General features: G+C 67.3%; 17 protein-coding genes and 1 riboswitch. Of the genes, 12 read left to right on the top strand and 5 right to left on the bottom strand.

Annotation, left to right across the window (positions count from 1 at the left end; all coding sequences use genetic code 11):
- Positions 1–22 precede the first annotated feature (22 nt).
- Positions 23–2332: a VIT domain-containing protein gene (locus C0J29_RS06705; protein ID WP_120791835.1), complete on the bottom strand. Its 2310-nt coding sequence runs from the start codon at positions 2330–2332 to the stop codon at positions 23–25.
- A gap of 227 nt (positions 2333–2559) precedes the next feature.
- On the opposite strand from C0J29_RS06705, the gene C0J29_RS06700 reads away from it, so the two are divergent.
- Positions 2560–3780, top strand: coding sequence for an IS110 family RNA-guided transposase (locus C0J29_RS06700; RefSeq protein ID WP_120791834.1), 1221 nt, complete (start codon positions 2560–2562; stop codon positions 3778–3780).
- Here C0J29_RS06700 and C0J29_RS06695 read toward each other — a convergent pair.
- Positions 3748–4407, bottom strand: a complete 660-nt coding sequence (locus C0J29_RS06695; RefSeq protein WP_242460370.1) for a helix-turn-helix domain-containing protein — start codon at positions 4405–4407, stop codon at positions 3748–3750. The two genes, C0J29_RS06700 and C0J29_RS06695, sit on opposite strands and share 33 nt — an antisense overlap.
- A gap of 112 nt (positions 4408–4519) precedes the next feature.
- On the opposite strand from C0J29_RS06695, the gene dacB1 reads away from it, so the two are divergent.
- The 6 genes from dacB1 (at position 4520) to C0J29_RS06665 (ending at position 9358) form a co-directional block, all read left to right on the top strand.
- Positions 4520–5755 (top strand): D-alanyl-D-alanine carboxypeptidase DacB1, encoded by a 1236-nt coding sequence (gene dacB1, locus C0J29_RS06690; RefSeq protein WP_120791833.1) that lies wholly within the window; start codon positions 4520–4522, stop codon positions 5753–5755.
- Between the two features lie 20 nt (positions 5756–5775).
- Complete coding sequence (locus tag C0J29_RS06685) at positions 5776–6099, top strand: PH domain-containing protein (protein ID WP_065044012.1); 324 nt, start codon at positions 5776–5778, stop codon at positions 6097–6099.
- Positions 6096–7445 (top strand): sugar porter family MFS transporter, encoded by a 1350-nt coding sequence (locus tag C0J29_RS06680; protein ID WP_242460617.1) that lies wholly within the window; start codon positions 6096–6098, stop codon positions 7443–7445. The genes C0J29_RS06685 and C0J29_RS06680 overlap by 4 nt, the downstream gene beginning before the upstream one ends.
- Positions 7442–8557: an N-acetylglucosamine-6-phosphate deacetylase gene (gene nagA, locus C0J29_RS06675; protein ID WP_120791831.1), complete on the top strand. Its 1116-nt coding sequence runs from the start codon at positions 7442–7444 to the stop codon at positions 8555–8557. The genes C0J29_RS06680 and nagA overlap by 4 nt, the downstream gene beginning before the upstream one ends.
- Before the next feature lie 73 nt (positions 8558–8630).
- Positions 8631–8999, top strand: a complete 369-nt coding sequence (locus C0J29_RS06670) for a DoxX family protein (RefSeq protein WP_065044015.1) — start codon at positions 8631–8633, stop codon at positions 8997–8999.
- Positions 8996–9358 carry a nuclear transport factor 2 family protein gene (locus C0J29_RS06665; protein ID WP_120791830.1) on the top strand — a complete coding sequence of 121 codons (363 nt, stop codon included), beginning with the start codon at positions 8996–8998 and terminating at the stop codon, positions 9356–9358. Before C0J29_RS06670 ends, C0J29_RS06665 begins: the two co-directional genes overlap by 4 nt.
- Here the strand turns inward: C0J29_RS06665 and yhjD (C0J29_RS06660) are convergent.
- From yhjD (C0J29_RS06660) to trpS, 3 genes are read right to left on the bottom strand one after another with little or no spacing between them, the layout of a single operon-like run.
- Positions 9342–10373 carry an inner membrane protein YhjD gene (yhjD, locus tag C0J29_RS06660; protein ID WP_120794600.1) on the bottom strand — a complete coding sequence of 344 codons (1032 nt, stop codon included), beginning with the start codon at positions 10371–10373 and terminating at the stop codon, positions 9342–9344. The genes C0J29_RS06665 and yhjD (C0J29_RS06660) overlap by 17 nt on opposite strands.
- Positions 10370–11248 (bottom strand): inner membrane protein YhjD, encoded by an 879-nt coding sequence (gene yhjD, locus C0J29_RS06655; protein WP_242460369.1) that lies wholly within the window; start codon positions 11246–11248, stop codon positions 10370–10372. The genes yhjD (C0J29_RS06660) and yhjD (C0J29_RS06655) overlap by 4 nt, the downstream gene beginning before the upstream one ends.
- Positions 11249–11250: 2 nt before the next feature.
- Entirely contained in the window at positions 11251–12270 is a 1020-nt protein-coding gene (trpS, locus tag C0J29_RS06650; protein WP_065165950.1) for a tryptophan--tRNA ligase, read from the bottom strand.
- A 169-nt stretch (positions 12271–12439) separates the two neighbouring features.
- On the opposite strand from trpS, the gene C0J29_RS06645 reads away from it, so the two are divergent.
- The 5 genes from C0J29_RS06645 to C0J29_RS06625 all read left to right on the top strand — a co-directional run bounded on the left by C0J29_RS06645 (position 12440) and on the right by C0J29_RS06625 (position 17205).
- Positions 12440–12913 (top strand): hypothetical protein, encoded by a 474-nt coding sequence (locus C0J29_RS06645; protein WP_162951398.1) that lies wholly within the window; start codon positions 12440–12442, stop codon positions 12911–12913.
- A 156-nt stretch (positions 12914–13069) separates the two neighbouring features.
- Complete coding sequence (locus tag C0J29_RS06640) at positions 13070–13528, top strand: universal stress protein (protein WP_120791827.1); 459 nt, start codon at positions 13070–13072, stop codon at positions 13526–13528.
- 205 nt (positions 13529–13733) lie between these two features.
- On the top strand, positions 13734–14261 hold the full coding sequence (locus tag C0J29_RS06635) for a PE family protein (RefSeq protein WP_162951397.1): 528 nt from the start codon (positions 13734–13736) through the stop codon (positions 14259–14261).
- A gap of 452 nt (positions 14262–14713) precedes the next feature.
- A complete protein-coding gene (locus tag C0J29_RS06630) occupies positions 14714–15511 on the top strand; it encodes an alpha/beta fold hydrolase (protein ID WP_242460616.1) in 798 nt (265 codons plus the stop codon).
- 175 nt (positions 15512–15686) lie between these two features.
- A riboswitch (SAM riboswitch) is annotated at positions 15687–15806 on the top strand.
- A 40-nt stretch (positions 15807–15846) separates the two neighbouring features.
- Positions 15847–17205 (top strand): bifunctional o-acetylhomoserine/o-acetylserine sulfhydrylase, encoded by a 1359-nt coding sequence (locus tag C0J29_RS06625; RefSeq protein WP_120791825.1) that lies wholly within the window; start codon positions 15847–15849, stop codon positions 17203–17205.
- Positions 17206–17214 lie beyond the last annotated feature (9 nt).

Raw genomic sequence — 17214 nt, 5'->3', positions numbered from 1 at the left:
ATGCACGCTCGCGCCCCGAGGGTCACCGCCAGAAGCGTCGTTTGGCCGGCCGCTCGGTCATCGCCCGCCTGACCGCGTCGAGCGCCACCAGCACCTGCCGGCTCTGCGGCGCCTTCGGGTCCTTCAGGAACCGCACCAGGGCCGTGCACAGCTGGTCGAGCGCCGCCCGCAACTCGGGGTCGGTGGCGGCATCGCGATGCTGCCTCAGCTCGTCGAGCACCGCGTCCAGGCCGGAGCGACGCACCTGGGTCGACTTCTCCACCTGCTTGAGCAGCTTGTCCAGCGGCCGCGGCGCGGCGGGCTTACCGGGTGCCAGCTGATCCGGCCCCCCGTCGGGGGGCGGAGCCGCGGCCGCAGGCGGCGGCATCGCACCCGCAGACTGCGGCATCGCGCCCGCCGGCGCCGGCATGACGAGTTCCGCGCCGGCCAGTGCGTAGGCCGCGCCCCCACGGGCGAAGCCCACGTTCGTCGCCCAACCGGAGGGCTGTTCGACGGGCTGGATCACCTCGGTCAGCGGACCGGCGTCGGTGTGCTCGGGGTCGATCGCGACGAAAGCGGTGAACCGCGACAGCACACCGAAGCGCACCGAGTGCGCGACCAACCGTGCGGCGAGCTCGTCATCAGCGTGGTACGACGCGTACTCGTCCTCCAGGTCACGCACCACCGAACGCGCCCAAATCGTCCGCACCGCAACAGCTTCCGGTGATACCCGGGCGCGCAGCGAGACCGTGGGCGACTCGTCGGCGCCGATGCGGAAGGTCGCATCGCCGGCACCGCGGTAGCGGCCCGAGATCACGCACGGTACACCCGCGAAAGCGTCGGGCGACCGGGCCGGCGTCGTGGTGTCGTCGATGATCGACACCCCCTCGGCACTCACTCGCAGCGAGGTCAGCGCTGGACGCCCGATGGTCCGGGCCAACCGGGCCATCACCTCGTCGAGACGCTCCTCGGATTCCACCAACTCCGAGCGGCCGTGCCCCAGCCCGGCGAGCCGGTCGAGGAAGCCGGCGTTGACAGCGCGGTCGATGCCCACGCAGTAGATACGGGTCCGCCCGACGGCGGGCGCCAGCATCCGCAGCAGGTGATCCTCCCCGGTGATCTGGCCGTCGGTCACCAGCACCACGCTGGCCTGCCGGTCTTCGCCGGTTCCGGCCAGGATGTCCACCGCCTTGTGCAGCGGCTCGGCCATCACCGTCCCGCCGCGGCTTTCCAGCGAGCCCAGCCACGACGCCGCGGCGAACCGGTTGCGGTCGGTCGCGTCCACCAATCCGTCCGCCAGGCCGGTCGGTGTGTCGATCCGATCGTCGAAGGCCAGCACGCAGAACCGGTCGGCGGCGTCGAGCATGTCCACGATCCGGCCGGCGGCCCGTCTGGCGGCGATCATCTTCCAGCCCTGCATTGATCCCGAGCGGTCCAGCAACACCACGACATCCCTTGGCGCAGTGGATGTCTGCACGGGCGGCACCACGGTCACCGACCAGGTGCCCTCGTCACCGTCGGCGTCCGGGACCAGCAAAGCCGACGTCGACAGCTCGCTGCGAGCGACCCGGAAGCGCAACACGAAGTCCCGGTCCGCGCGTGCTCCCGGCTCCAACCGAAGTCGCGTCACACCGTCGGCTTCGGTCACCGCCGTCGGCAGCGACGACCGCAGCTCGGACACCTCGAATCCGGCCCCGTCGAGGCTCAGCGAGATCTGCAGGTCCGGACGCTCGTCGGAGTCGACGAGCCGCGGCGGGGTCACCCGGGAGGCGTCGGGCACCGCATCGGTGTCCGGCGCCAGCCCTTGCCCGGTCTGGTCGCCCGGGAGTGGCGTCCCGGCGGTGTATCGCGGCGCGACGACCAGCGGGAACCGGAACGTGGCCTCGCCGTCCTCGAACGACAGCGGACCGGTCAGCCGCATCTCGATGGTGGCCTCCTCGCCGGGACCGAGATTGCCCACCCGCACCGAGAACACGTCGGAGCGGTCCTCCTCGACGATCGCGGCGCGCTGGCCGGACACCAGCGCCTGCTCGTAGTCCGCGCGCGCCTGCCCGCGTTCCTTGAGCACACCGACCACCCGGCGTCCGGCCAGCTCGGCGGCGAAGTCGGTGACACCGGCACGGGCCGGCAACGGGAAGACGTAGGTGGCCTCGATCGCGGTGTCACCGGTGTTGACGAACCGCTGCCGCACCGTGGAACTGGCCGTCATGCCGACCAGCGCCGTCTCGACGCTGAGCGCCTTCAACGGCAGACAGCGGCCGTCGCTGTCGGTCAATTGACCGCAGCCGGGCCGTCCGGTCCGGATCGGTTGCACTGGGTCGGCGGGGAGCAGTGGTAACAACTGAGTGCTCATCGGGAGTCCTACCTTTCGAAGCGTGGGTTTGATCGGGTCGTTCGTAGGATCGGAGAACCCCACGAACTGCGGGTATGGCTGTCATTGGGGTGCGGTGTGGACCGCTCAAAGGACTTGGCCGCCCGCAGTTTGGCAACGGCTCGACTGCTGATTGGGATACGCGATGTGATCGCTGCTGTAGGACTACGCCGGGACGTCGTTGCCAGGGACCGCAAAGAGTGACGGCTATGAGTGTGGAGGTGGCGTTGACCGAAAAGGTCTGGGCAGGAATCGATGTGGGAAAAGAACACCATCACTGCGTGGTGATCAACAGCGAAGGGCAACGGCTGCTGTCGCGGCGAGTGTTCAACAACGAGCCTGAACTGGCGAGTCTGCTCGACGAGGTGATCGAGCTGGCCGGCGGCCAAGTGTTGTGGGCGATCGACCTCAACCATGGAGCGGCGGCACTGCTGATCGGCTTGCTCGTTGCTCGCGAGCAGCCGCTGGCATATCTGACCGGGCTGGCAATTCACCGAGCGTCGGCCAGCTACCGCAGCGAGGGCAAAACCGATGCCCGTGACGCGTTCGTCATCGCTGATCAGGCCCGCCTTCGCCGGGATATCAGTTTGCTGCGGCCCGGCGATGAGATCGCCGTGGATTTGCGTATCCTGACCACCCGCCGCGTGGATGTGGTCTTTGATCGCACCCGCCAGATCAACCGCCTGCGCGCGCAACTGCTCGAGATATCCCCTGCATTGGAGCGGGCGTTGACCTTGACCAACAAAGGTCCGCTGGTGCTGTTGACCGCCTACCAAACCCCGGCGGCGATCCGCCGCGCGGGAGTTGCGCGCCTGGACGCGTGGCTGCGCAAACAGGGCGCGCGTAACGCCACCGCGCTGGCCCAGACCGCGGTGGAGGCCGCCCGCTCCCAGTCGGTGGTGTTGCCCGGAGAGCGTTTGGCAGCCCAGATGGTCGCCCGGCTGGCCAAGGGGGTGATCGCCCTCGGTGACGAAATCGCCGAACTCGACGAGCTCATCGAGGCCCGATTTCGCGACCATCGACACGCCGAAGTAATCATCAGCCTGCCAGGCATCGGACCCCGGCTGGGTGCGGAATTCCTCGCCGCCACCGGCGGAGACATGACCGCGTTCACCGGTGCTGATCAACTCGCCGGGTTCGCCGGGCTGGCACCACAACCCCGCGATTCCGGCCGCATCCATGGAAATCTGCGCCGCCCCAAGCGCTATCACCGCGGACTGCTGCGGTCGATGTACCTCTCGGCGCAAATCTCGATCACCACCAGCCCCGCCTCGCGCACCTTTTATCAGCGCAAAAGAGCCGAGGGCAAATCGCACAAGCAAGCCGTACTCGCATTGGCAAGGCGCCGTATCAGCGTCCTGTGGGCCATGCTCCGCGACCACACCACCTACCACGACTTACCCCCCATCCCCATCACGACGGCGGCTTGACAACACGATTGGGAAGTCCTTTCCGGGGTTGGCGAGCAGGTCCAGCAGCGGCGCGGCGGCGCGGCGCAGCGAGTCGAGTGGTGGCAGCGGCCCGTCGACGAGCAACGTGACAGTGTCGGAAAGCCGGACGGCCTGCAGGTTGGTGACGGCCGGTGCGGGGGCCGCGTCGGGGACGACGGCGGGTGCCGCATCGGGGACGATTTCGGGGGCCGCGTCGGGGACGGCCCGCCAGAATGCGCCGGCCGCGCGGGCGGGTTCGGGAGCCGGCTCGGGATCACCCAGGCCGGCCGGCACGGCGCTGTCCGGAATCGCGGCCAGCGCCTCGACCTGCGCCGCCGACATCCCGGCCAGCCGTTCGGCAATTTCGTCCAGGGACAGGCCCTCACCCTGCAGGCGTTTGATCGCCACCAACCGCATCAGGTGCGTGCGGCCGTAGATGAGGGCCCGGCCGCGGTTGCCGGGGCGGGGCAGCAGACCACGCGAGGTGTAGTAGCGGATCATGCGCTCGGCGGGGACGGCTTTTGCCTGCCGGTTGTCCGGCGCAGCGCCGGACGCCTGCACGGCGTCGGCGGCCGCGGCGGCGAACTGGGGCAGGGTGAGCAGTGTCATGGTGATTGACAGTGTCATCTATCTTTTCGACACTGTCAAACGGTGGGCGGTTCGCTTCTGCAACTTCCGTACCACCAGTCACAGCGCGGCTCCCGGCGATAGCCGCTCCCATCGCTTAATCTGCACATCGATGCCCCCCACACGGACCTCTTTACGCGCGGCGTCGTGCCTGGCCGCGGCGGTTTTCGCGATCAGCGGGTCAGGCGCGCTGGCCAACGCCGAACCCAGCGCCGAAGTGAATCCGCAGGCCGCCAACTGCCCGTACAAGATCAACACCCCGCCGGCCGTGGACTCCTCCGAAGTTCCTCGCGCCGGTGAACCGCCACTGCCGCTGGCCCTGCCGTCGACCCCGATCGGCGGTAACGCGCTGTCCGGCTGCGGCATCATCGCCGCCCCGGATACTCCCCCGGTGCCGAACGACGTCTCCGCCGAAGCGTGGCTGGTTGCCGACCTGGACAGCGGAGCCGTCATCGCGGCCCGTGACCCACACGCCCGGCACCGCCCCGCCAGCATCATCAAGGTGCTGGTCGCGATGGCGTCGATCAACGCGTTCAACCAGAACAAGGCCGTTCCCGGCACCGACGACGACGCGGCCGCCGAGGGCACGAAGGTCGGCGTCGACGCCGGCGGCACCTACACCATCAACCAGCTGTTGCACGGCCTGCTGATGCACTCCGGCAACGACGCCGCGCACGCGCTGGCCATGCAGCTCGGCGGCATGCAGCAAGCGCTGGAGAAGCTCAACGTGCTGGCCACCAAGCTGGGCGGCCGCGACACCCGGGTAGCCACCCCGTCCGGGCTGGACGGGCCCGGCATGAGCACCTCGGCCTACGACATCGGCCTGTTCTACCGGTATGCCTGGCGCAACCCCGTCTTCGCCGACATCGTCGCAACCCGCACCTTCGACTTCCCCGGCCACGGCGACCACCCCGGCTACGAGCTGGAAAACGACAACCAGCTGCTCTACCACTACCCCGGGGCGATGGGCGGCAAGACCGGTTACACCGACGACGCCGGCCAGACCTTCGTCGGCGCGGCCAACCGCAACGGCCGGCGGCTGATGGCGGTGCTGCTGCACGGCACCCGCCAGCCGATCGCGCCCTGGGAGCAGGCCGCGCACCTGCTGGATTACGGCTTCAGCACCGCGCAGGGCACCCAGGTGGGCTCGCTGATCGAACCCGACCCCTCGCTGGTCCCGACCAGGGATAGCCCGGCCGCCCGGGCACCCGACAACAGCCAGGCGTCGGGTCTGATGTCCTCGGCCGACTCACTGCCGATCCGGGTCGGGGTCGCCGTCGTCGGCACCGTCATCGTGTTCGGATTGATCCTGGTAGCGCGCTCGATGAACGGCCGGACACAGCACTGAAAAGCACTACAATCTGCCGGATGACCGCCCTGTACGAAGACGCCGGACTCACGCTGGACGAGGACGGGATCACCGTGAACCGCTACTACTTCCCCTTTGCCAACGCGAAGCGGATCGCCTACTCCGACATTCACGGCATCCGCCGCGAGAAGATGAGCTGGGCGACCGGCAAGGGCCGGATCTGGGGCGCCAGCGATCCGCGCTACTGGTTCCCGCTGGACGCGCGCCGCGGCCGCAAGTCGACACTGCTGGTGATCGACGTGGGCCGTCGGGTGCGGGTGTGCATCACCCCCGAGGACCCGGAAGCGGTCATCAAGATACTCAAAGCCAAGGTAAAAGTCTGACCGGGCGGGGTTTGCTGGTCGGTCTCACCGCGGCCAGCGTCGGGGTCATCTACGGCTACGACCTTTCTTCCATCGCGGGTGCGCGGTTGTTCATCGCCGAGGACTTCCACCTGACCACGCGGCAACAGGAGTTGGTCACCACGATGGTGGTGATCGGTCAGATCGTGGGCGCCCTGGCGGCCGGGGTGATCGCCAACGCGATCGGGCGCAAGCGGTCCACGGTGCTGCTCACGGCGGGCTACGCGGTGTGCGCGATCCTCGGCGCGTGCGCCGTGTCGCTGCCGATGCTGCTGGCCGCCCGCCTGTTGCTGGGCGTGGCGATCGGGGTCGCGGTGGTCGTGGTGCCCGTGTACGTGGCCGAATCGGCGCCGACGGCCGTGCGCGGTTCGCTGCTGACCGCCTATCAGGTCACGATTCTGGTCGGCATCATCCTGGGCTACCTGGTGGGTTACCTGCTGGCCGGTGCGCATGCCTGGCGCTGGATCCTGGGGATCGCCGCGATACCCGCCGTCGTGCTGCTCCCGCTGCTGATCCGGATGCCCGACACCGCACGCTGGTACCTGCTCAAGGGCCGGGTCGAGGACGCGCGGCGGGCGCTGTCGCGGGTGGAGCCCGACGCTGACGTCGAGAGCCAGTTGACCGAGATCGCCGTCGCGCTGAAAGACGAGGGCAGCGGCAAGGTTTCCGAGATGATCCGGCGGCCGTACCTGCGGGCCACCGTGTTCGTCGTCGTGCTCGGCTTTCTGGTCCAGATCACCGGCATCAACGCGATCATCTACTACAGCCCGACGATCTTCGCCGAGATGGGTTTCCACGGCGATTTCGCGCTGCTGGGGTTGCCTGCGCTGGTGCAACTCGCCGGATTGTCCGCGGTGTTCGTCTCGCTGTTCTCGGTGGACCGGCTGGGCCGGCGCCCAATCCTGTTGTCCGGCATCGTGATGATGATCGTCGCCGATGCCACGCTGATGGTCATCTTCGCCAACAGTTCCGGCAGCGGGCTGGTCCTCGGATTCGGCGGCATCCTGCTGTTCATCGTCGGCTTCAACTTCGGGTTCGGTTCGCTGGTGTGGGTGTACGCGGGTGAGAGCTTCCCGTCCCGGCTGCGCTCACTGGGGTCCAGTGTGATGCTCACCTCGACGCTGACCGGCAACGCGCTGATCGCCGGATTCTTCCTCACCATGCTGCAGTTGCTCGGCGGCGCCGGGGTTTTCGCGGTCTTCGGCGGGCTGACGGTGGTGGCCTTCTTCGTGGTGTACCGGTATGCGCCGGAGACCAAGGGCCGCGAACTCGAGGAGATCCGGCTCTTCTGGGAGAACGGTGGCCGCTGGCCCACCGATTCGTCATGACGCTGATCCGGGCCGGCACCGTCGTCGTCGAGGGCGAGGTGTGCCGTCCCGGCTGGGTGCAGGTCGACGCAGGCCGGATCGTCGCCGGCGGCGCGGGAGCACCGCCCGTACCGGCCGACGTCGATCTCCCCGATTCCGTTGTGATACCCGGATTTATCGACATGCACGTGCACGGCGGCGGCGGCGCGTCGTTCGGCGACGCACCGGCGGCGGCCGCGCAATTTCACCAGCGCCACGGCACCACCACGACGCTGGCCAGTCTGGTCACCACCGCCCCCGCCGAATTGCTCTCCGCCGTAAGGCTGTTGGCCGACGCGACTAAGCGGGGCACGGTGGCGGGCCTCCATCTGGAGGGACCGTGGCTCAGCACGGCGCGCTGCGGCGCCCATGACCACACCCAGATACGGCATCCGGATCCCGCCGAGATCGACGCGGTGCTCGCCGCGGCGGACGGCACCATCCGGATGGTCACCCTGGCCCCGGAGTTACCCGGCAGCGACGACGCGATCCGGCGATTTCTGGACGCGGGAGTGGTTGTCGCCGTGGGACATACCGACGCGACCTATGAACAGACCCAGCACGCAATCGGCCTGGGTGCCACCGTCGGCACTCATCTGTTCAACGCGATGCCGCCGATGGGTCACCGCGACCCCGGGCCGGTGCTGGCGCTGCTGCAGGACCCCGCGGTGACGGTCGAACTCATCGCCGACGGCGTGCACGTCCGCCCCGAGATGACGCAGGCGGTGCTGGGTTGGGCCGGCCCCGAACGGGTCGCCGTGATCACCGACGCGACCGCGGCGGCCGGCAGCGGAGACGGTGAGTACCGACTGGGAACGGTGCCAGTCGTCGTCGCCGGCGGCGTCGCCACGGTGCGCGGCACCTCCACCATCGCCGGCAGCCTGGCCACCATGGATCAGCTCTTCCGGGCCGTGGCCGACGGCGCGGGCCTGGCGGCCGCCGTGCAGACCACCTCTGCTACCCCGGCTCGTGCGCTCGGACTCGACCGGGTGGGCGCCATCCGTACCGGATACCAGGCGAATCTGGTTGTGCTCGACCAGGATCTGCGGGTGGCCGATGTCATGGTCGACGGTGCGTGGCGAGGCACCGACTAAGGGATCTTCGCGGTGTCACATTCGGCGCGGCTACCGCGTCATACCTGTGCACACCATCGATATGGAGGTCGATATGAATGCACTGCTGTGGACATTGCAGATCGCCCTGGCCACCGTGTTCGCCGGGTCGGGACTGGCGAAAATCAGCCAGCCGAAAGAACGGCTGATCGCGATCGGGCAGACCGGCGTGACGCCGTTTCCGCTACCGGTGATCCGGTTCACCGCGTTCTGTGAACTGCTGGGCGCCATCGGGATTCTGCTGCCGTGGCTGACGGGAGTCGGGAGATTCCTGACACCGTTGGCCGCGGGTGGGTTTGCGATTGTGATGGTCGGCGCCATCGGATCGCACGCGCACCTGCGCGAACCCCGCAACGTCGCGCTGACCGTCGCGATCCTGGTCGCGTCGGTCACTGTCGCGGTGGGACGGGCGGTGGGGCTGTGAGCAGCCGATCTTTCCGTGGCGCCGTCGAGGCCGGCCGATTCGACACCATCGAGCAGATCTTCGCCGAAGATGCGGTGTTGCACAGCCCCATCGCGCACCGGCCCTACCGCGGCCGTGAGGTGATCGCGACGGTGGTGGGCACGGTCGCCAAGGTGCTCGACGACTTCCGGTTCGAGCGGGAGCTGGACGGCGCGCTGATGTTCCGAGCGACCGTCGATGGACTGGACATCCAGGGCTGCGATTTCCTGCACACCGGCGACGACGGGCTGGTCGACGAGATCACCGTGATGATGCGGCCGCTGAAGGCCGTCGCTGCCTTCGCCGCCAGGATGCGCGCCGAACTCAGCGACGGCGCCTGAACAGCCGCGAAAGCGTCAGCGCCCCAACGGCTCCCGCCGCCATCGCGGCCACCGTCTGCCGCGGGCGCAAACCCTCCTCGACCAGGATCCGGGGGCTGATGACCGCGGGCGGGGGCGGGTCGACGTGCCTGTCCCGCGGGTCCTCGGGTGCCGACGTCGCCGCCCACGCGGTGCTGAACAACAGCAGCGACCACGTCACGAACGCGAACACCATCAACCCCAGCACCGGACCGAACGCGGCACCCGCCGGGCTGCGCACCACCGTCTGCAGATAGATCGACCCCACCTGCTTGAATATCTCGAATCCCAGCGCCGCCATCAGACCGGCCCGGACGGAAGTGGTGAAGTGCACCGACTCCCGGGGCAGCCTGGCGATCATCCAGGTGAACAGCAGCCACGTCACCAGCACCGAAACCAGTACGGACACACCCCGGAAGATCTCGTCGAATACCGAATAGTCGGGAATGTGAAGCCATCTCAGCACGGCGGCCATCGGTCTCCGCTGCCCCAGCGCGCTCAGCGCGACCGTGACCATGATCACCAGGAAGGTGCCCACCATGGCGGCCAGATCGGACAGTTTGGTGCGCACATAGCCGTCCGGTTCGATGTGCTGTTCCCACATCTCGCTCAGCGCTTCGCGCAGGTGCCACATCCAGCCCAGCCCCGCCCAGGCCGCCGTGGCCAGACCGATCAAGCCGACCGATGCGCGCGCGTCGATCGCCGAATTGATCAGATCGACCAACTGCTGCCCGAGTTCGCCGGCGACCGCGGACCGGATCCGGCCGTCGATCGTATTCAGCAGCTCCGGCCGGCCCGCCAGGATGTACCCCGCGGCCGCGAAACTGACCATCAGCAAAGGGAATAACGCGAAGATCGTGTAGTACGTCAGGCCGGCGGCGAAGAATGTGCCTTTCTGCTTGGCGAAGCGCTGATACGCCCGCAGCAGGTGGTCGAGCCGCGGGTGGCGGTCGCGCAGACGCTGCAAGATCCCGGGCTTGTCGGTCGGCTCGGTCATGCCGCTCCCGGCGCGGTCGCGGCCCATGCGGTGCAGTACAACACCAGGACCCAGGTGACGTAGGCGAACACCAGCAGACCCAGCAACGGCCCGAAGGTGGCGCCGGCCACGCTGCGCAGCACCACCCTGAGGTACAGCGAGCCCACCAGTTTGAACAACTCGAACCCGGCGGCAGCCATCAGACCGGCCCGCATCGACGTGGCCACACCAACCGACTCCCGCGGCAATCGAACGATGACCCAGCTGAACACCACCCAGGACACCAGGAAAGATATCACCACCGAGATGGTGCGGAACGCCCAGTGGAATGCCGAAAGCTCGGGTATTCCAAGCAGATTCAGCACCATCTTCAGCGGCTCGGCGTGGGCCAGCGCGGCGAGCGTCATGGTGGACACCACCACCGCGAAGGTGCCCAGTACGGCGGCCAGATCGGACGCGATGGTGCGCGCGAAGCCCAGCGAGTCCGCCTGATGGCCCCAGATCCGGCACAGCGCTTCCCGCAGCCGGTACATCCAGGTCTGGCCCATCCACGCCGCGAAGACCAGCCCGATCACACCGACCGAGGTGTGCGCCGAGATGGCCGAATTCATCAACGTGACCAGTTGCTGCCCAAGCTCCGGCGACACCCACGACCGGGTGCGGTCGTCGATCGCGTCGACCAGCTCGGGACGCCGCGATAAGGCGAAGCCCCCCACCGCGAAAGCGATCATCAGCAGAGGAAACAGCGCGATCAGCGTGTAGTAGGTGAGACCCGCCGCGAACAGGTTGCCGTTGCACGCCCTGAAGTGCAGAAAGGCGCGGATGAGATGGTCCAGCCAGCCATGCCGCGCCCGGAGCCGATCCAGGGAGCCCGGCTCGGTCTGTTCAACGGTCAAATTCATTCCCTTTGCGGCAGGAAACCTAACCGATCGTAGACCCGCTGCAAGGTTTTGCTGGCGACATCGTTGGCGCGCTGCGCACCGGCCGCGAGCACGGACTCCAACTCCGCGGGGTCGGCCGTCAGCTCGGCCACCCGGTCCCTGATCGGCCGGATGTATTCGACGACGGCCTCGGCCGTGTCCTTCTTCAGGTCGCCGTAACCACGGCCGGCGTAGCCGTCGACCAGTGTGTCGATCGCGACCCCGGTGACCGCCGACTGGATGCTCAGCAGGTTCGAGACGCCGGCCTTGGCCTCCGGGTCGTAGCGGATCTCGCGCTCGCTGTCGGTGACCGCCGAGCGAATCTTCTTGGCGGATCTGGCCGGATCGTCGAGCAGGCTGATCAACCCGGCGTCGGTGGACGCCGACTTGCTCATCTTCGACGTCGGGTCCTGCAGGTCGTAGATCTTGGCGGTGACCTTGGGGATCAGCACGTCGGGTACTACGAAGGTGTCCGGGAAGCGGCTGTTGAACCGTTGCGCGATGTCGCGTGCCAGCTCCAGGTGCTGGCGCTGGTCCTCCCCCACCGGCACGAGGTCGGTGTCGTAGGCCAGCACGTCGGCGGCCTGCAGCACCGGGTAGGTGAACAGGCCGACGGTGGTGGAGTCGGCGCCCTGCTTGCCCGACTTGTCCTTGAACTGGGTCATTCGCGAGGCCTGGCCGAAGCCGGTGAAGCAGCCCAGCACCCAGGCCAGTTGGCTGTGCGCGGGCACGTGGCTCTGCACGAAGACGGTGGCGCTGTTCGGGTCGATGCCCAGCGCCAGGTACTGCGCGGCGGTGATCAGTGTGCGTCTCCGCAGCGCCTCGGGATCCTGCGGAATGGTGATGGCGTGCAGGTCGACGACGCAGAAGAACGCCTCGTACCCGTCCTGCAGCCCCACCCACTGGGCCACCGCGCCCAGGGCGTTGCCGAGGTGAAGGGAGTCGGAAGTGGGCTGCACGCCGGAGAAGATCCGGCGGGTTCCGGTAGGGGTGCTCATGATGCCTCGATCTTTTCACGTGGCTTTCTCGGTGCTCGACCGCCGGCCGCACCGGCCGGTATCGATGTCGGTAACCCGGCCGCGGCTGCAGGTCCGGTTATTTGTATGGCGCAGGTCGAACTGTCGTAGCGTTCTTGATGCGACCAATACCCCCGAAGGGATACGCGCCATGGCGAAAATTACCGTCCGCTCCATCGTGGCGCTCACAGCAGCAGCTGTGCTCATTGCGGGTGCCGCGGTCGCCAACGCCGATCCAGCGGACATTCCGCCGATGCAGACGGCGAGCGGTGACTACGTCGGAGACTGGCAGCGGCACCTAAGCACGATGACGATCGCGCCCGACGGCACCGGGACGATTCTGCTCGGCTCCAGTGCCCGCGACGGCGAGAAGTGGACCATGCGCTGGACGCAGGGCGACGGCCCCGGTCTCGCGATCAATTTGGAGCAGCGCATCGGCGCCTGGGGTGACGGACTGGACGGCAACATCAATGAGCAGACCGCGTGGAAGGCCGAGCTCGTCGTGGCCCCAGACGGTGTCACGGTCCTCCACTTGGCCCACAATGACGCCGAACTCACCGATGCGCAGGCCGGTGATATCTGGTGCTCGCAGAAGTACGGCTACAGCCGCTTCTGCGGCGCCTGACAAGCTCGCCAGCCAGCTCGGATGAGGACGCCACGTGCGTGGCGCAACAATCCTTGCGCATGGCGCGCGCGGGCTCGGGGCTCTGACCGATTCGACATCTTTGGGCGGGGAAACCGCGGGGTTCTCAAGCCGCCTCGGCCTTACACTGGGTGGGAAATGAGCGCTTACCGGACAATCGTGGTCGGCACCGATGGCTCTTACACGTCGATGCGTGCGGTGGAACGCGCAGCCGCGATCGCTGCGGATCACGGCGCTCATTTGATCGTCGCGACGGCGCACGCCCCCGTCCGCGAGGAAAAGGGCCGCTACGCCATTCCGCCGGGAAGCGACCATGGCGCGGACTACCGGATGGTCGGCGAAACCCCCTTCCGCTCGATCCTGCGGGACGCCAGCGAGCGGGCGTACAAAGCCGGAGCCAACAAGGTGGTGGAGGAGTCGATCGTCGGCCATCCGGTCGACGCGCTGGTGCACCTAGCCGAGGAGGCCCATGCCGACCTGCTGGTCGTCGGCAACGTCGGGCTTAGCAAGGTCGCGGGGCGGCTGCTGGGAGCAGTCCCATCCGAGGTCTCCCGCAGGGCCAAGACCGACGTGCTGATCGTCCACACCACTGACTGAGGCATCGTAAAGGCTAAGGAATCGTTGGGCGTCGGACCACGTCCCGTATCTCAAACCAATTGCCGCGGGCACGAGTGCCACGCTCGCCGAGGCTTGCAGCTAGAAAGTCCTTTCTAAGTAGTCGATTACTTAAGCCCGCCCCGTTGTTTCGGGTGAGACTGAATTGCGCAATACTTGCTCGCTTCCACGGAGGGAGGTGGGACAGATGTCTGCTGTGATCGCGGTGCCGGAGCTGATGGCCCAGGCAGCAACGGACTTAACCGCTATTGGTGAGACGCTCAACGCGGCGCACATGACGGCGGCGGGCCCGACTGTCGCGCTGGTGCCCGCGGCCGCCGATGAGGTGTCGACCAGTATCGCGCACCTGTTGTCGGGTTACGGCCAGGAGTATCAGAAGCTGGCCGGGGAAACAACGGCGTGTTATGAGCAGTTTGCCCAGCACCTGACTGCGAGTGCGGGCGCGTATGCCAGCGCAGAGGCCGCCAATGTCGCGTCGTTGCAGCCCTTGACACCGAGTGCGGCCTCGACCCCGCTCGGTGCCCTCGTACTCCAGCTGGGGCTCAACGAGCCGTTATTCTATTTGGTAGGTGGCGCATTAGGATTGCAATTTGTTGGTATCCTTTTATTGGCGCCCTTTTTACTTCCGCTCGTTCCACTTTTATTTGGTGCATTGATACTAGAAGCTCTGTTGATTCTCAACATAGAATTCATATTATTTGGTTCTGTCTCTTAGCAACTTTCTTATTCTACGAAGCTAACCAAACAAAATTGGGACATCCCCCGAGGACACAGGGCGCTTGCTGACCATCGCATAACGCTGGCAGCGCCGTGCTGTTCCCAAGCCTGTGCACCATTGTCGGCGGCATGTCCGTCTCCGAAACCGCACCCCGCAAGACGATTGCCGCGACCGAACACCGCCGATGCCAACCGCTGCCGCAACGCAAGACCGCGACCGCATCGCCGGCGAAAGGCGCCAATCCGCACCGGCACCACGGTCTCCGCACCGCGGACGTCCGACCAATGCCCGACAACGAAACCCCAACCGTTCGGGGCTCGGCGTGCCCGACCTGGGCGGCTTGCGGTACCAGCGGTACCGCATTTACTGTCGGATTTATGCCGAGCTTCTCCAAAGGCGCCTCTGCTGCGACCCGCGAGCCCATCCACCTGGGTTCGGGTGAACCGGTCCTGCTGCTGCACCCGTTCCTGCTGTCCCAGTCGGTTTGGGAAGAAGTGGCCCAGCAATTGGCCGAGACCGGCCGCTACGAGGTGTTCGCCCCGACGATGGCCGGACACAACGGCGGACCGAAGGCCGCCACTTATTTCCTGTCCTCGAAGGTGCTGGCGGACCACGTCGAGCAGCAGATGGACGAACTTGGTTGGCAAACCGCCCACATCGTGGGCAACTCGTTAGGTGGTTGGGTGGCGTTCGAATTGGAGCGCCGCGGCCGGGCCCGTAGCGTCGTTGGGATCGCGCCGGCCGGTGGTTGGACCCGCTGGGCGCCGGCCAAGTTCGAGGTGATCGCCAAGTTCATAATCGCCCTTCCAGTCTTTGCGCTCGCCTGGCTGTTCGGCCCGCGTGTGCTGCATATTCCATTCAGTCGCCGCCTGGCGACCTACGCGATCAGCGCATCCCCCGATGTGGTTACCGAGCGTCAACTCTCCGTCATCATCGACGACGTCGCGCACTGCCCTGCCTACCTACAGCTGCTGGTCAAAGCCTTCCTGATGCCTGGCTTGCAGGAGTTGGCCGAGAACGAGGTCCCGGCACATCTAGTGGTCTGCCAGAAGGACCGGGTGGTTCCTGCGCCGCGGTTCAGCCGTCACTTCACCAGTAATCTGCCCGACGACCATCGGGTCACCGAGCTGGACAACGTCGGGCATGTGCCCATGTTCGAGGCGCCCGGACGCGTCACCGAGGTGATCGACGACTTCCTCACCGAGTGCATGCCCCACCTGCGGGCCGTGGAACCACCCGCGAGCTGACGTCGAACTCGATCGGCGGGGTGGCCCATTGGTTGAGTGGTCGCACGGCACGTGTACCGAACCGGCCAGCTGATTGCGGGTGGTATCGGGTGCCGCCGATCTCGGCAGACCGGCCGCCAACATGCGCACCTGCGTAATTGGCAGGCGGCAGCCGCCGTGCGCTACGCTTTGAGGCGGTCATGAGCGCCAGCATCAAGCCCCGGCTTGCTGGCCGGCAACCCTCCAACCGCGGTGGGGTGCCCCGGGTGATGACCAGGTTGAGTAGCCACAACCGGCTACACGGCAAGCGCGGGTCCGCCATGACGGACCCCTGAGCCAGACAGGGGAGCACCTTCGTGAGCACAGACAGCACCACCGAGACCGACCCGACCGCGCAGTGGTCCTTCGAAACGAAGCAGATCCACGCCGGCCAGCGGCCGGACCCGACGACGAATGCGCGCGCCCTGCCGATCTACCAGACCACGTCGTACACCTTCGACAACGTCGCGCACGCCGCCGCACTCTTCTCCCTGGCCGAGCCGGGCAACATCTACACCCGCATCGGCAACCCGACGACCGACGTGGTCGAGCAGCGCATCGCCGCCCTGGAAGGCGGGGTTGCCGCGCTGTTCCTGTCCTCCGGGCAGGCGGCGGAGACGTTCGCGATCTTGAATGTCGCCGGCGCCGGTGATCACATCGTGTCCAGTCCCAGGCTGTACGGCGGCACGTACAACCTGTTCCACTACTCGCTGGCCAAGCTCGGTATCGAGGTCAGCTTCGTCTCCGATCCCGACGACCTGGACGCCTGGCAGGCCGAAGTCCGGCCGAACACCAAGGCGTTCTTCGCCGAGACCATCTCCAACCCGCAGATCGACATCCTGGACACCCCGGCCGTCGCCGAGGTCGCGCACCGCAACGGGGTGCCGCTGATCGTCGACAACACCATCGCGACGCCGTACCTGATCCAGCCGCTGGCCCAGGGCGCCGACGTGGTGATTCACTCCGCCACCAAGTACCTGGGCGGACACGGCTCGGCGATCGCCGGGGTGATCGTCGACGGCGGCACCTTCGACTGGACCCAGGGCCGTTTCCCCGGCTTCACCACCCCCGACCCCAGCTACCACGGCGTCGTCTACGCCGAGCTCGGACCGCCCGCCTACGCACTCAAGGCCCGCGTGCAGCTGCTGCGCGACCTCGGCTCCGCCGCTTCGCCGTTCAACGCATTCCTGGTGGCCCAGGGCCTGGAAACGCTGAGCCTGCGGATCGAGCGGCATGTCGCCAACGCCCAACGGGTCGCCGAGTTTTTGGAAGCCCGCGACGACGTGGTGTCGGTCAACTACGCGGGTCTGCCGAGTTCGCCCTGGCACGAGCGGGCCAAGAAGCTGGCGCCCAAGGGCACCGGCGCCGTCCTGGCCTTCGAGCTGGCCGGCGGCGCGGAGGCCGGCAAGGCGTTCGTCGACGCGCTGCAGTTGCACAGCCACGTCGCCAACATCGGCGACGTTCGTTCGCTGGTGATCCACCCGGCGTCGACAACCCACGCTCAACTCAGCCCCGCCGAGCAACTGGCCACCGGCGTCACCCCCGGTCTGGTGCGTTTGGCGGTGGGCATCGAAGGGATCGACGACATCCTGGCCGACCTGGAGCGTGGTTTTGCTGCAGCCGGGGTATATAGCGCCTCTAGGACCAGCGACCCGCAGACTGTGGCGGCCTTCTGAGGAGACCTG

It is taken from the genome of Mycobacterium paragordonae, assembly GCF_003614435.1.
Taxonomy (GTDB): Bacteria; Actinomycetota; Actinomycetes; order Mycobacteriales; family Mycobacteriaceae; genus Mycobacterium; species Mycobacterium paragordonae.
Note: the sequence above shows the minus strand (reverse complement) of the source record. Positions and strands in the feature narration are given on the sequence as shown.